Raw genomic sequence first — 15,465 nt, forward strand, 5'->3', positions numbered from 1 at the left:
TGGATTGGTGGATTCGTTACTTGGCTGGCTCTAGGAAGTTATCTAGCTCTCCTGCAACAACAGCTTCAATGACTGTTTCGATAGTGGGGATGAGGTTTTCGGGTGGGCCCACCTCAAAGGCATGCATGCCCTTGGCTATTTCAAGCGGTTGGTTGTTGTGTTTTACCTCAAAGTAGAGGCAGTTATTGCGGGTATAAAACCAAGGGCGAACGACTTTGGTGGTAGTTTTTGAAACCATCTCGCCGGTTTCTTCATCCTTGATGCGCTTGCTAACTTCACGTTGTAAAGGTTTGCCTTCGATATGAAGTTTGGCGAGGTCTAGCTGCTGATTGAGGCGCTTTAGTAAACGCTCTCGGTTACGAAGTAACGGGTTATCTTTCAAATTCTCTGGGCGTGCAGATGCCTTGAGCTTGCTCAATAGTTTTGTTGCCATGATGGGCTCCAGTTTGTGTTGGTCGTTTGGTGTGGCTAGTTAATAAAGCCGATGGATTGGGGTTGTTGTTTCCGATTGTTTTCTTGCTCAAGGAGGGTCAGTGCTTCTTGAGCGGTTAGTGGTTTGGTTGCGTAACGACTCCTTCTGGTTAGGATGGCAAAATCGCCGGGGGTTAAGTGTTTGAGCTGTTTCAGTTGGCGCTCTATTGCATTGGTGGATTTGGATTTCAGTACTTGCTTGAACAAGTGCGCTGATTGCTCTGGTTTTAGGTAATCAAAAGCCAACTTGAAATCGAATCGCCTTGCCACTGCATGGTCTAAGTTCTTGGCAAAGTTGGTGGCCGCAAAGAGCGGGTATTCAAACTGCTCGATTTGTTGCAAGAACTCATTCACCAGTTGGATTTCATGGCTTCGTTGCAGTGCATCACGTGACATGAGCAAGCTATCGACTTCATCCAAAAACAAGGTGGCTTGGTTGTTGGTCGCTCGCTTGAACAGTTTGGCTACGTTTTGCTCGCTCTCCCCCACATACTTACCCAAAATATCTGAGCATTTGGCCGTGATTAACTCTTGGTTAAGCGCATCGGCTAGGTAGTGGATATAGCCAGTTTTGCCACAACCTGGGGGACCAGTCAGTAGTACCCGTATGTCCATCAACTGCTCTGCGCCACGTTTGATTTGCTTGAGCTGATTGGGCGACGTGGTGAGATTTACGTACCGCTCATCAAAGGCCATGGCGTTTTTATAACGGCTCGTTGGAGGTATGCCGGATGCCATATCAAGGTTATCCAGTACTTGACTGACAATGCCTTCGGCGGCTCTGCCTTTTGAGCCAACAAATCGAGATACCTGACAGGCATTGGTGATGGTGGCAGGTGTGGCTGATGGGCTCTTAGCCAGCTCATTCACAAAGGGTTTCGATAACCTGAGTCCTTTGGCCGTGGATTGAATCAACTTAGCAATGGCATCGCGTGGTGGCTTATCAACGGCCATAACATAAGTGAATCGTCGCAAATGGCTTGGCTCGAATACCTCCACATCATTGGTTATCCAAACCGTCGGCAGCGCATTGTCTTCCAACAAACTGTTGGTGGTGAGTTTTGATAGCTTGGAGCCAAAGCGATATTCCGAGAAAATATCTTCGCACTCATCGACAATTAGCATGCCTTGGGTTTGCGATGAGCAAAGCGATTGGATTAACTGCAAGTGCTGCAACCGTAAACAAGGGCTGGGTGTTAGCTCGTCATACTCCTGCTTGATGGCATTTGAGTCACCACCAATCGGGTGTACTTCATAAAGCGGATAACTCAGCGCCTCAGCCATAGCGCGAACCAACTGAGTTTTACCCGTCCCCGCAGGACCATATAGCAAGATGTTGAGCCCTTGGATTGGCTCGACTTTGGCGACTTCAAGCAAGCTTGCCATGATGTCAGTATCAACATGCGCAAAGTTGTCTAACTGCAATTCCGCTTTGGGCGACACCAATAGGATTTGCTGCACCAGCTCATCATATGACTCAAACCGTTTGCTTGAGAGTTGTGCCACCAAGGCCGCATTCACAGGGTATAAATTGTCGAATGCAGAATTAGGCGCAAAACGCTCTTTGTTAAACAACGGACATTGCTTTAGCTCGCGTGTTGCAGCAACCAGCGCTTCACATGACAAGCTCACCGTATCGGCAATGAGCTGTGTCGCATCATCAGAGAGAGATGCGCGAGCAAGCGTATCGCCAAACTCAAAATTGCAGCTCATCACAACGAGTAACTTAAGCAACTCAATACTTGCTGCTGAGAGCTTCATATGGCGCCCTAGCAGCTCACAATTGCTACTCAGCACATCTGTGTCATGCGTCTTGAAGCGAAAGCTTGAGAGCGTCTCTAGGAGCTTTTCTTTGTCAAACAATTCGTCTGGCTTTAATCGAACGTGATGACCTGTCATGCGCAAGAAGTCTTTGCAATTCACACTCTCAAGTGAATCAGCATCATAGTCAGATGAGGCCAGCGCATTGATGAGATATTGAGTGATGAGCTGATGGTATTTGCGTGAAATAAACATGCCTACCTCCGCTGACGACGATTGCTAGTGCCACCCGAAAAACTCAAACCACGCCCTGATGCAATCAAGTTTTGCTCATCACGCTTGTCATAGATTTGGGTGGTGGTGACACTTGAATGACCGGCCATCTTGCAGACCGTCAGTAAATCCACGTTTTCATTCAAAAGCTGCGATATATAAGTACGCCGCATGTCATGGGGTGAGCAGCGAGAGTCCAACAAATCTTCGGTTGCCCGACTGACAATGTTGTAAATCGACGTGGCCGAGAGCTTGCGATGCAATTGCGGCTCTTCACCTAAAAATGGGTTAAACAAATAACCCGAACCCAAGCCTCGCACTTCAAGCCAGTTGTCCAAATCATCAGCCGCCCACTGCGGCATGTACTGCACACGAGGCTTACCACCCTTGCCGTGTTTGACTTCAATCGCTAACTCTTCAGCACAAAAATGAGAGAGCTTTAATGCAATTAGCTCAGAGCGCCGAAGACCGGTCGATAGCAACATCGCTAAAATGGCGGTGTTACGAACTGGCACCAATCGCTTGTTTTGTCGATACACCGATAGCAATTCACACACTTCATCAGCCGCCAACGCAGCGCCTTTGGTTGTCGGAAAGGTCTTTAATCGCTGGATACTTTGCACCTGTAGCCATTGCTTCTCAGTCACAAGTCCAGACAAGAATGCAATTTTGGTAATCGCCCGAATTGCACACAGTAAATGGTTAATCGAGCGAGCGGATGCACCTTCGACAAGTCGTGCCTGTTTCAGCGCTTCGATTTGAATGTAAGACAGTGAGTGAAAGGGCTGCTTCTCAACAAGGCCATGCCATTCAAAATAGTCTCGTGCTTGCTTGAGCTGACTTTTAATCGCAGCCCTGCCGGTTGCTTTTAAGCGCTCAAGATAGAGCGAAGTAGGGGATTTGTTTTGCATGAAAGATACCGCAAATCAATGAGTTGTTGATATAAAGGTATCAGGAGGTATGAATAGTCTAAATGGCTGTTTTTGATGGGGATAGTAAAGTTAATTAGGTGCTAAGTGCCTATTGATTAAGAAATGATTTGATCTAATTAAAGTTAATCAAAAAGATATTATCAAAATGATTGCATGCTTAAGTCTTACAAAGTACATTCATCCCATCAAAAACACCTACACAAAGTGCTCATATAGTGCTCGAAGATCTTAACTTTGCCCAGAGAGAGCGCCTTGCTTTCATTGATTTCTGCCTCCAATACTTTGGGCAGGTAGCTAGAGCTGATCTGGTCCAAAAATTTCGTACAGGCTTGGCAAGTTGCTCAAGGGATCTCTCCTTATATCGAGAGCTAGCGCCAAACAATGCAACTTTGGTTCATCAGAGCAAGCAGTATTTGAGGACGGCTGATTTTGAACCACTATTTGAGCATGACCCTGAGGTCATTCTTTCTGCTCTAGCGAGAGGGTTTGGAGATGGAATTTCAGGGGGAACTGAGTCATCTAAGCATTGCATTAATGCCATTCGCCTAATTCACCCTAAGTCTGAAGTGGTAGCTGCTATCATGCGTGCTATAAACTCGGGCTCAGCTGTCAAATGCCGATATCACTCCTTGTCATCAGGAGCATCAAGCCGCACCATCGTACCTCATGCAATTATCGACAACGGGCATCGTTGGCATGTACGAGCATATGACCGGAAAACATCGAGCTTTAGGGATTTTGTATGCTCAAGGTTTGAAAATATTGTAGAAGTTCATGCTCCTGTTAAAGCTCAAGAAACAGAAGCGAACGATACGGATTGGAACTCTATTCTAGAGCTTGAAATAGTACCTCACCCATCCATCAAACACCCCAAAGCTATCGAAATGGATTTTGATATGAAAAATGGAAAACTGCTTATCGATGTACGTGCAGCTCTTGCTGGATACCTGCTTCGTCAATGGCAGGTTGATTGCTCTTCTGTTGAGGCTACTTCAACAGAGGGTTACCAACTGCGGCTCAATAACTTGGAACAATTGGAAGGGATAGCCAGCTTAGCGATGGCACCTAGGCTCATTCATAAGGATATAGGCTGATGCTGAAGCTTGAAGATATTAAGAAGGATGCTCAACTCAACGGTGTTGAGCAAAATGAGATTGTTAAGATCGTCTCTGTTGATCCTGTGGGGGACGCGGCTCTAACGGTTGTCTACAAAACTAATCAAGGACGTTTGGGGGAGCGAATGTTGTTCCGCTCAGACGAAGCTACACTTTCTCTAGCTGAAGCAGGAAAACCATGGAGCTTCGATGCTCCAGGCACGGAGTTCAAGCTGGGCCTTGAAGCTTTTCGGATCAGCTTAGCGCACTTGTTTGATCCTATGATGGCTGTTCACACCTCCAGCGTTCAACCCCTGCCACATCAGATCTCTGCGGTATATGAACATATGCTGCCTAAACAACCGTTGCGATATGTACTAGCTGATGACCCAGGGGCCGGTAAAACCATTATGGCTGGCTTGCTCATTCGTGAGCTACTGATGCGTGCAGATGCTAAGCGTATTTTGGTGGTTTCCCCGGGCTCTCTAACCGAGCAGTGGCAGGACGAGTTGCTAGAAAAATTTGGTGTTCAGTTCGATATCTTTAGCCGAGAAAAACAAGAGCAATGTGCCTCTGGCAACTACTTTGATGAACAAGATCTCCTGATTGTTCGTTTGGATCAGCTTTCTCGCAATGAAGACTATCAAGAGAAACTTAAGAGTACCGACTTTGACCTTATCATCGTGGATGAGGCACACAAAATGTCGGCCAGCTATTTTGGTAGCAAGGTTAATGAAACCAAGCGATTCAAGCTTGGCAAGTTATTGGGTGAAGTAAGTCGGCACTTCCTGCTGATGACTGCTACGCCACACAACGGTAAAGAAGCAGACTTCCAACTCTTTATGTCTCTTCTTGATAGTGACCGTTTTTACGGGAAATTCAGAGAAGGCGCTCACAAGGTAGATGTTACCGATATGATGCGCCGTATGGTGAAAGAAGACCTTCTGAAGTTTGACGGTACCCCCCTGTTCCCTGAGCGCAGAGCTTATACAGTCAACTATGAGCTTTCGCCATTAGAAGCTGAGCTTTATGCCTTGGTGACGGATTATGTCCGAGAGGAGATGAATCGAGCTGATTCGGTAGGAGGTAAGCGTAAAGGAACCGTTGGTTTTGCATTAACCCAACTACAAAGACGATTGGCCTCCAGCCCAGAGGCTATTTACCAGTCCATCAAACGACGTCGCAAGCGTTTAGAATCTCGCCTAAATGAAGAAAAGATCCTTCACCGAGGCCATGGTGTAGCTGAAACTTATGGCAAGTACAAAGTCGATGTGCCTGACAATATTGATGATCTTGAGGATGAACTGACAGCAGAAGAGTATGAAGAGTACGCGGAGCAATTAGTCGATCAGGCTACGGCAGCTGAAACCATCCCTGAATTGGAAGCTGAAATCGAAATTCTCAAGGGGCTGGAAGACAAAGCCAAGCGAGTGGTGAACTCTGGCAATGATAGAAAGTGGGAAGAGCTTTCTAGCCTGCTTCAAGATCGCCCAGAAATGAAAACTGAGGCCGGTCATCGCCGTAAACTCATTATCTTCACCGAACATAAAGATACTCTGAACTACTTGCAGGCTCGTATCACAGATCTGTTAGGCAACACCAATGCGGTGAACACCATTTCAGGTTCTACAAACCGAGATGAACGCAGAAAGATACAAGAAGAGTTCCGAAGTAACCCTGAGCTACTCGTTCTAATTGCCACTGATGCGGCAGGGGAAGGTGTGAACCTCCAGAATGCGAATCTAATGGTTAACTATGATCTGCCTTGGAACCCTAATCGCTTAGAGCAGCGTTTTGGTCGTATTCACCGTATCGGCCAAACAGAGGTGTGCCACCTATGGAACATAGTCGCGCTAGGGACCAGAGAAGGTGATGTATTCCAACGACTGTTTGAGAAGTTAGAGGTTGAGCGTGAAGCTCTGGATGGCAGAGTCTTCGATATTCTTGGTGAAGCTTTTGAAAACGTCTCTCTAAAAGATTTACTTATTCAGGCAATTCGTTATGGGGAAGACCCAAGCGTAAAAGCCCGTCTTAACGAGAAGATTGAGGGAGCACTCGATACCGAGCACCTTAAAGACATTTTGAAGCGAAACGCTTTGAGTGAGCAGCATATGACAATGGAAGATCTCTATGCTGTGAAAGAGGAGATGGAAAAAGCAGAGGCTCGTAAGCTTCAGCCTTACTTCATTAGAGCATTCTTTACAGAAGCCTTTTCTCATTTAGGCGGAGAGATGCGCGCTCGTGAAGCCAATCGCTTTGAAATTCGTCATGTTCCGGCTGATATTCGTGCCAATGATCGAGTCATTGGAGAATCTCGCACTCCGGTACTTAAAAAATATGAGCGTATCTGTTTTGAGAAAGAGTGTATTCGGGTTGATGGCAAGCCTATGGCGGCTCTTGTGCATCCATCTCACCCGTTAATGCACGCAACAACAGATCTCGTCCTCTCGGCCCACCGAAGCAAGCTTAAGCAAGGCGCTGTGCTAGTGGACCCAACGGACGATGGCATTGAGCCTAAGGTTCTATTTACCATTGACCATAGTGTCCGTGAAGGTGAAGGGGAAAAACCTCTTACAATCTCCAGACAGTTAAGGTTTGTGAGTATCGACAAATCAGGGAGTCCAACCAATTCAGGATATGCCCCTCACCTCGATCTAGTCCCTATCGATGAGTATGACCGAAAGCTTGTACAAGATGTTGTGGATGCGCCATGGATCAGCTCTAACTTGGAAGCAATCGCCCTAAACTATGCTTCTCAGGACATAGTGCCTCAGCATTATGACGAAGTGAAAACTCGACGTAGCAAGCAATCAGAAAAGATACTTTCAGCCGTGCATGAGCGTCTGATCAAAGAGATTAACTACTGGCAGGATCGCTACCTGAAGCTAGATATGGATATGAAAGCAGGCAAGCAACCTCGTATGCAGCCTGAAATGGCAAGGCGGCGTGTAGAAGAGCTAACCACTAGGCTGGAGCAGCGTAAGAAAGAGCTAACGGCTATGGCCAGTGTGGTTTCAGCGACTCCCAACGTAATTAGTGGTGCATTGGTAATTCCGCAAGGGTTACTGGCCACGAGAAAAGGTGAGTCTCAGTTTACAGTAGATGCCGCAGCTCGCTCTCGTGTTGAGCAGGTCGCTATGAATGCTGTGTTTGAGGCAGAGGCGCAATTAGGCCACATCACCAAAGATGTTTCAGCCGACAAGTGTGGTTGGGATATTACTTCAAGGGTTCCCCCAAAGGCTCATGGTGGCTTAGAACAAGTGGCGCAAGATCGGCACATTGAAGTGAAAGGGCGAGCAAAAGGGCAGTCCACCATTACGGTGAGTCGTAACGAAATTATGTATGCGTTAAACCAGCAAGATAAGTTCCTGTTAGCCATTGTTATTGTAGATGGGGACTTATATGAAGGGCCGTACTATGTGAGAAATCCGTTTACCCAAGAGCCTGACTTTGAAGTTGCTAGTGTTAACTACCAACTGGATAACTTGCTGGAAAAAGCCGTTGCGGCAGAGCAAAGCGTTTAAAGAATTTTAGCCCTAAAGAGCAGGGCAACAGGAATACCAGAGAATTAAATGACAGATATAAAAATACCTAAAAAGCTCATCGAAGTTGCATTGCCTCTAGATGATATCAATGCTGCTGCTGCGCGTGAGAAGTCCATTCGTCATGGCCACCCAAGCACACTGCACCTTTGGTGGGCTCGTCGCCCTCTTGCTGCTGCCAGAGCAGTGATCTTTGCTCAAATGGTGAATGATCCTGGCTACCAACGTGAAATTGGTTATGGGGTTAACAAGCAGGAAGCTGAGAAAAAACGGGAAAAGCTGTTCGACATTATCCGTGATCTGGTGAAGTGGGAAAATACCAATAACGAAGAGGTGCTAAATCGAGCGCGTGACGCTATTTGGGAAAGCTGGCGAGAAACCTGTCATCTCAACCGAAATCACCCTCAAGCAAATGAACTGTTTAACCCAGAAAAGCTACCTGCATTTCATGATCCCTTTGCCGGTGGTGGTGCTATTCCACTGGAGGCTCAACGACTTGGTCTAGAAAGCTATGCAACGGATTTGAACCCTGTCGCTGTCATGATCAATAAGGCGATGATTGAAATTCCGCCAAGGTTTGAGGGGAGAGAGCCTGTTAACTCTCTTGGGAGAGAGACTAGACAAGCAAACTTGGTTAATGACTGGTCTGGCTATAAAGGTTTGGCAGAGGATGTTAGACGTTATGGAGGCTGGGTAAGGGACAGAGCATATGAACAAATTGGGGATTTATATCCAGATTTGGAAGTGACGGAAGCAATGGCATCGGGCCGAGATGACCTTACCGACTATGTTGGCAGTAAAGTTAAAGTTATAGCATGGCTCTGGGCTAGAACAGTAAAAAGCCCAAATCCCGCGTTCAATGATATAAGTGTGCCATTGGCTTCTAGTTTTGTTCTTTCTAATAAGAAAGGCCAAGAGGCATATATCGAACCTACGATATATGATCGCCAATATAAATTTGAAGTTAGAAGGGGAGATATTCCTCAAGGAGCTAAGAAAGGAACTAAAGCTGCTCGTGGGGCCAACTTCACATGTGTGCTGTCTGGAACTCCAATTACTGGTGATTATGTTAAAGAGCAAGGGCAGAAGGGGCAGATGTCTTCCAAGCTGATGGCTATTGTGGCTGAGGGGAAGAAGGGTCGGATTTTCCTTTCTCCAAATCAAGAGGCCGAAGATGTTGCTAGGAGTGCAAACCCCAATTGGATTCCTGAAACACCTATTGCTCCTGATAAAAGAGCCTTGTGGACACCTTCTTATGGTTTGGAGACATATGGTGATTTGTTTACGGCCAGACAGTTGGTTGCATTGGAGACATTTGCTGACCTGCTAAAGGAAGTCACTGAGCTAGCTTTTGCAGATGCAAAAAAAGCAGGTATGCAAGATGATGGACTGAAGTTACATGAAGGAGGAAGAGGCTGTACTGCCTTTGGAGAAGCGATAGCTGTTTATTTAGGATTCGCTCTAAGTAAGTTATCTGATAGCTGCAACACTATTGTCACATGGAAGCCGTCAATGAATCAGGCGATCCATATGTTCACAAGACAGGCGATACCCATGACTTGGGATTATGTCGAGCCAAATGTATTTGCAGGGTCAATGGGGGATTTTTCAGTAACGCTAAATAACATGATGCGAGTGCTTGACAAAGAAATAGGTAAAATTTCGACAGGCACTGTATGCCAGCAGGATGCTGCCACTCAGAAAGTTAGCATCAACAAAGTTATATCTACGGATCCGCCTTATTATGACAACATCGGCTATGCCGATCTTTCAGACTTTTTCTATGTTTGGATGAGAAAAAGCCTAAGAGGGGTATATCCTCAGCTATTTGCAACTATGGCGGTGCCTAAAGCGGAAGAGTTGGTTGCAACACCATATCGTCATGGTTCAAAAGATGCGGCGGAAAGCTTTTTCCTTGAAGGGATGACTAGAGCTATCGAAAACCTTGCTGGATCAGGACACCCAGGCTTTCCTATATCGATTTATTATGCTTTTAAGCAGTCAGAAACCAAAGGCGGAAGCACTTCCAATACTGGATGGGAAACGTTTTTAGAAGCGGTAATTAGTGCTGGGCTAGCAATTGATGGGACTTGGCCTATGCGCACAGAAATGGGCAACCGAATGATTGGCTCTGGCACAAATGCTTTGGCTTCTTCTGTTGTCTTAATATGCCAAAAAAGAAAAATAGGAATTGGGACTTTGTCTCGCAGGCAATTCCAACGTGAATTACGAGCTGAAATGCCAGAGGCCTTAGAGGCTATGATCGGCGGTGAAAGTGGCCAAACGCCTATTGCGCCAGTGGATTTGGCGCAGGCTGCTATTGGCCCGGGTATGGCTATCTACTCAAAATACGATGCTGTCTTAAACCAAGATGGCTCCAAGATGAGCGTGCACGATGCGCTTATTTTAATCAACAAAGAGATCACGGAGTTTTTAAACCCAGATGCTGGTTCTTATGACACCGATACTCTGTTTTGCTCCGATTGGTTCGATCAGTACGGTTGGAGTCAGGGGGAGTTTGGCATTGCAGACACTCTTGCTCGGGCCAAAGGTACATCGGTTGAAGGTGTGAGGGAAGCCGGTGTTGTTGAGGCTGGAGCAGGTAAAGTTCGTCTGCTTCGTTGGGAAGATATGCCGACAGGCTGGGACCCTAAAACAGATAACCGAGTCCCTGTATGGGAAGCTTGTCATCACATTATTCGTGAATTAAATCAAAGAGGTGAGGCCGCCGCTGGGGCATTATTGGCCAGAATGCCAGAGCAAGGCGAAGCCATTCGCCAGTTGGCTTACCACCTTTACACCTTGTGTGAGCGTAAAAAGTGGGCGGAAGATGCCAGAGCCTACAATGAGCTAATCACCGCTTGGCATGCCGTTGTGGAGGCTTCTATTGAAGTTGGCCATAAAGATGAACAAATCGGCTTAGATTTTTAGGAGGAGTGATGCTGAAGCAAATCGATATTAAGAACCTAACTGTATTTCCTGAAGCTTCGCTTAAGTTCTCTTCTGGGCTTAATGTGATTGTTGGTGAAAACGGCTGCGGTAAATCACATCTCTTAAAAATGGCTTATGCCACGATTGCCGCCAGTGCGGCAGAAGGCAAAAAAATAGGCGCATCTGCTCCCACCAAGAGCCTGATGCAAAAAGTGTATGCAGACAAATTGGTGAATGTTCTAAGGCCAGAATCTTTAGGACGTCTGGCTCGCAGAAAGCAAGGGAGAGAACGTTGTGAGCTTCGCTTTGATTTTGAAGACTCACGACAAGATATTTCATACAGCTTTGCGACTTCTAGTAAGTCTGAAGTATTGATTGACAGCATTAATGAAGGGTGGCAACCCAAAGCGCCAGTATTCTTTCCAACGCGAGAGCTGTTGACCATCTATCCCGGCTTTGTATCTCTCTATGATAATCATTACCTTGAGTTTGAAGAGTCGTATAGAGACTGCTGCATATTACTTGGTGCTCCGGCGTTAAAAGGGCCAAGGGAAAAGACTGTTGCTAGTTTGCTTAAGCCGTTAGAAGAGGCGATGGGAGGCAAGGTTGTTTTAGACAACAACGGTCGCTTCTACCTCTCTGTTCCCGGTCAGGGGAAAATGGAAATGCCATTGGTGGCCGAAGGCTTGCGTAAGTTAGCTATGGTGGCTCGCCTGATCAGCACAGGTTCTTTGCTGGATAAAGGTTACCTATTTTGGGATGAGCCGGAAACCAACCTAAACCCCAAGCTAATTAGGCTACTGGCCGAAATTATTTTGCACCTGGTTCAAAGCGGCATTCAGGTATTTATTGCAACCCACTCTCTTTTCCTATTGAGGGAGCTAGAGGTTTTATCCCTGGGCAGGAAAGCCAAGAAGTGTAAGAGCCGCTATTTTGCTCTTTCTCCTTCAGACAATGGGGTGAACATTGAGCAAGGGGATAGAGTGGATGAGCTGAATACGCTAGTGCTACTTGATGAAGAATTAAAGCAATCTGAACGCTATATGGAGGCGGAGTAATAATGCCCCCTATTCAGCCTATTGAATTAACCGAAGATAGTTTGAAATTTACGTTTGCTGTGGGTGTTGAAGCTACTAAGTACGATGACTGGAGCCACTACAGGAATCAGTTCAACTCTGCTTTTGGCGGCACTAAGGCCGTAGACCTGATTGCGATTGATAACGGCACAACATGGTTAATTGAAGTGAAAGACTACCGCGCCCACCGAAGAACTAAACCTATTGATTTAGGTGAAGAGGTGGCATTAAAGGTACGAGATACCCTAGCAGGGTTAGTGTCTGCAAAATTGCATGCCAATGATGCAGCGGAAAAAAGGTTTGCCAAAGAAGCGCTTAAACAACCCAGATTAAAAATTGCTCTACACCTTGAGCAACAGCGCAAGCCTTCAAAGTTGTTTCCCTTAGCCGTTGACCCGTCAAAGGTCAAAATGAAGCTAAAGCAGTGGCTTAAAGCGCTTGATGCACACCCAGCAATAGTTACTCAACAAACCCTGAAGCCAGAAATGAATTGGACAGTACAAGGATAATTTATGTACCTAAAACCATGGCGAGAACTTGCCCAACCGCACGAGGATGTCCGTTTAGGCAATTTCAAACAGTCCGAATTTGCGGCTGATATTACTCAAGTTGCAACCGGCACAGCGCCAGCTGAATACCAAGATGCTGCTCAGTTTTTCCAGCGCACCTTTATTACGGAAGGAATGCGTCTTCTATTGCGCTCTGTGGCCGAGCGACTTTCTGGTAAAGGTGGTGATCCTGTTATCCAGCTGCAAACAGCTTTTGGTGGTGGTAAAACACATACTATGTTGGCAGTTTTCCATTTGGCTAGCCGTAAAGTTGCTGTTAACCAACTTCAAGGTATCCCGCCTATTCTAGATGAGGCTAATATCTCGGAGTTGCCAATGGCGCATGTTGCTGTACTTGATGGCATTAAGCTTTCCCCCAGTCAATCTCAAAAGCACGGCAACCTCGAAACGAATACCCTATGGGGGGAGTTGGCCTATCAGCTGCTTGGAGCTGAGGGTTATGCGATTGTTGAAGGTGCTGATAAAGATGGTACATCGCCGGGCAAAGAGGCGTTAAGAGAACTAATCTCCAAAGCCGCTCCTTGTGTGATCTTAATGGATGAGTTGGTGGCTTATATTCGCCAATTAGATTCCGGCAAGAGCTATAAAGGCGGTACTTTTGAGTCAAATATCTCGTTTATTCAGGCTCTCACTGAAGCCATGAAGGCTGTGCCTGATGCAATCTTATTGGCCTCTTTACCTGAGTCAGAGGTGGAGGTTGGCGGAACCATGGGTAAGCTGGCTCTGGATTCGCTAGAGAAATATTTTGGTCGTGTGGAGTCGGTTTGGAAACCTGTTGCTACAGAAGAAGCATTTGAGATTGTTAGGCGTCGCCTGTTTGATACAACTGGAAGCCAGAACGATGTTGAGGCTGTTTGTCGAGAATTCACAAAGTTCTATAAGGACAACGCCGATAAGCTACCTGTTGATGTGCAAGACAACCACTACTATGAGCGTTTAGTCAGTTCGTTCCCTATTCACCCTGAAATCTTTGACCGATTGTATGAGGATTGGTCCACGCTGGATAAGTTCCAGAGAACGCGTGGCGTGCTTCAATACATGGCTATTGTGATCCACAGGCTTTGGCAAGAAAACGATAAAGATCCGTTCATTATGCCGGGCTCATTACCCATGTTTGATGCAAATGTGGTGAACAAGAGTATTCACTACTTGCCTCAGGGGTGGGAGCCTGTTATTGAACGTGAGATTGATGGGCCTAAGTCCATTCCTCAGGAAATTGATAGTGACTCACGGTTTGGTTCTATTCAGGCGGCTCGAAGGGCTACGCGTACTATTTTCCTAGGTAGTGCCCCTTCAAATGCGACTCAAGCTGTCCGTGGCATTAAAGAAGAACGTATCTTATTGGGATGTGCTATTCCTGGCCAGGTGATGGGAACATATGAAGATGTATTGCGTCGCCTCCGAGATCAGGAGCAATACCTCTATTCGGATCGTGACACTTATTGGTATGACACTAAGCCTAATCTCCGCAGAGAAATGGAGAGCCGCAAGGCCAACTTCAATAACAAAGATGATGTTTATCCTCACATTCAGCAAAATGTTCAACGGTTGTTTAGAGGAAGCCATAATTTTGGTGGTGTGCATGTTTTCACTGCCTCAGGTGATATTCCTGATGATGTATCACTGCGCTTAGTTGTCTTATCTCCTGATGCCGCAATGCGAAGAGGCAAAACAGATACGGCTGAAGCTGCGGCAAAGGAAATATTGTTCAACCGTGGCCAACAGCCCCGTCAGAAACAAAACAGGCTGATTTTTTTGGCACCTGATCTTGATGCCATCATGCTTCTAAAAGATCAGGCTCGAACATTTTTGGCGTGGCGTAGCATTGTAAGTGACGCGGAAAATGATCGTTTGAACTTGGATCGCCTTCAATTTAAGCAGGCTAAAACTAGTAAGGATGCGGCAGAATCTCAGTTGAATCAGTCCATTCGTAATTCCTTCAAGTGGCTGCTCTGTCCATTGCAAGAGGAGTTCAGAGGTCAACTGGATCTGGTTTGGGAGCACGATACTATTTCCCCAATGGCACAGGTTTTAGTTCAGGAAATAGAGAAGAAACTATATGAAAACGAGTGGCTGATCTCTGAGTGGAGTGCGCTTCACCTGAATAACACCTTGAAGCAATGGTACTTCAAAAATGGAGTGGTTGAGGTGCCGGTAGTGAAAGCTTGGCAAGACTTCTGTAATTACCTTTACATGCCTCGTCTTGCCAATGGAAATGTGCTGCTAAGAGCCATTCAGCATGGAATTGGTTACGAAGAGTATTTTGCATTTGCTGATGGCAAAGATGGAGATCGATATCTTGGCTTTGACCATAAGCATGGCAATGTTTTCACTTATGATGATGACAGTCTGCTCATCGAAGCTGAACATGCAACAGCGTACGCCGAAAGCCTTCAAAAACCAACCGATGAGCTTGGCGGGAATGAGGATGCTCCATCAACACCTGACGTTGGTGGAAATACTCCAACACCTACCACTGGTGGAACGAACGCTACTCCGTCTACACCAGAGCGACCGACTATAAGGCCAAAACACAACTTTTATGGCACAGTAAATATTAATCCTGTTCGCGCCAAAATGGACTTCTCTGAGGTCATTGATGAAGTGGTTGAACTATTCAGTTCTAAGTTGGGCGTGGAAGTTGAAATCTCCGTTGAAATCCAAGCGAAACATACCGGCTCAGGCTTTGATGAGTCAACTCAGCGAGCAGTGAAAGAGAACTGTAATGTACTGCGCTTTGGAAGTGCTGAGTTTGAGGAGCAATAATTCCTAGGCCAACTTCTTGACAGGAAGGCGAAGATACCACTTGAGCAAGA

General features: G+C 46.3%; 9 protein-coding genes. 6 read left to right on the forward strand and 3 right to left on the reverse strand.

What is annotated here, in order from left to right:
• Positions 1 to 16: 16 nt before the first annotated feature.
• The 3 genes from CBE68_RS02280 to CBE68_RS02290 are packed head-to-tail and all read right to left on the reverse strand — an operon-like array spanning position 17 to position 3,416.
• Positions 17 to 433: a hypothetical protein gene (locus CBE68_RS02280; RefSeq protein WP_087504460.1), complete on the reverse strand. Its 417-nt coding sequence runs from the start codon at positions 431 to 433 to the stop codon at positions 17 to 19.
• 35 nt (positions 434 to 468) lie between these two features.
• Positions 469 to 2,487 carry an AAA family ATPase gene (locus CBE68_RS02285; RefSeq protein WP_087504461.1) on the reverse strand — a complete coding sequence of 673 codons (2,019 nt, stop codon included), beginning with the start codon at positions 2,485 to 2,487 and terminating at the stop codon, positions 469 to 471.
• Positions 2,488 to 2,489: 2 nt separating this feature from the next.
• Positions 2,490 to 3,416 carry a tyrosine-type recombinase/integrase gene (locus CBE68_RS02290; RefSeq protein WP_087504462.1) on the reverse strand — a complete coding sequence of 309 codons (927 nt, stop codon included), beginning with the start codon at positions 3,414 to 3,416 and terminating at the stop codon, positions 2,490 to 2,492.
• Between the two features lie 236 nt (positions 3,417 to 3,652).
• Here CBE68_RS02290 and CBE68_RS02295 point away from each other — a divergent pair, with 236 nt between their 5' ends.
• The 6 genes from CBE68_RS02295 to CBE68_RS02320 are packed head-to-tail and all read left to right on the forward strand — an operon-like array spanning position 3,653 to position 15,415.
• Positions 3,653 to 4,531, forward strand: coding sequence for a WYL domain-containing protein (locus CBE68_RS02295; RefSeq protein ID WP_308477805.1), 879 nt, complete (start codon positions 3,653 to 3,655; stop codon positions 4,529 to 4,531).
• Complete coding sequence (locus CBE68_RS02300) at positions 4,531 to 8,055, forward strand: helicase-related protein (protein ID WP_087504464.1); 3,525 nt, start codon at positions 4,531 to 4,533, stop codon at positions 8,053 to 8,055. The genes CBE68_RS02295 and CBE68_RS02300 overlap by 1 nt, the downstream gene beginning before the upstream one ends.
• Positions 8,056 to 8,103: 48 nt before the next feature.
• Positions 8,104 to 11,004, forward strand: coding sequence for a DUF1156 domain-containing protein (locus tag CBE68_RS02305; RefSeq protein WP_087504465.1), 2,901 nt, complete (start codon positions 8,104 to 8,106; stop codon positions 11,002 to 11,004).
• An 8-nt stretch (positions 11,005 to 11,012) separates the two neighbouring features.
• On the forward strand, positions 11,013 to 12,062 hold the full coding sequence (locus CBE68_RS02310; RefSeq protein WP_087504466.1) for an AAA family ATPase: 1,050 nt from the start codon (positions 11,013 to 11,015) through the stop codon (positions 12,060 to 12,062).
• 2 nt (positions 12,063 to 12,064) lie between these two features.
• Complete coding sequence (locus CBE68_RS02315) at positions 12,065 to 12,589, forward strand: cysteine--tRNA ligase (RefSeq protein ID WP_229744614.1); 525 nt, start codon at positions 12,065 to 12,067, stop codon at positions 12,587 to 12,589.
• A gap of 3 nt (positions 12,590 to 12,592) precedes the next feature.
• Positions 12,593 to 15,415, forward strand: coding sequence for an ATP-binding protein (locus tag CBE68_RS02320; RefSeq protein WP_087504467.1), 2,823 nt, complete (start codon positions 12,593 to 12,595; stop codon positions 15,413 to 15,415).
• Positions 15,416 to 15,465: the final 50 nt, after the last annotated feature.

The organism is Neiella marina (genome assembly GCF_002165625.1).
Taxonomy (GTDB): domain Bacteria; phylum Pseudomonadota; class Gammaproteobacteria; order Enterobacterales; family Neiellaceae; genus Neiella; species Neiella marina.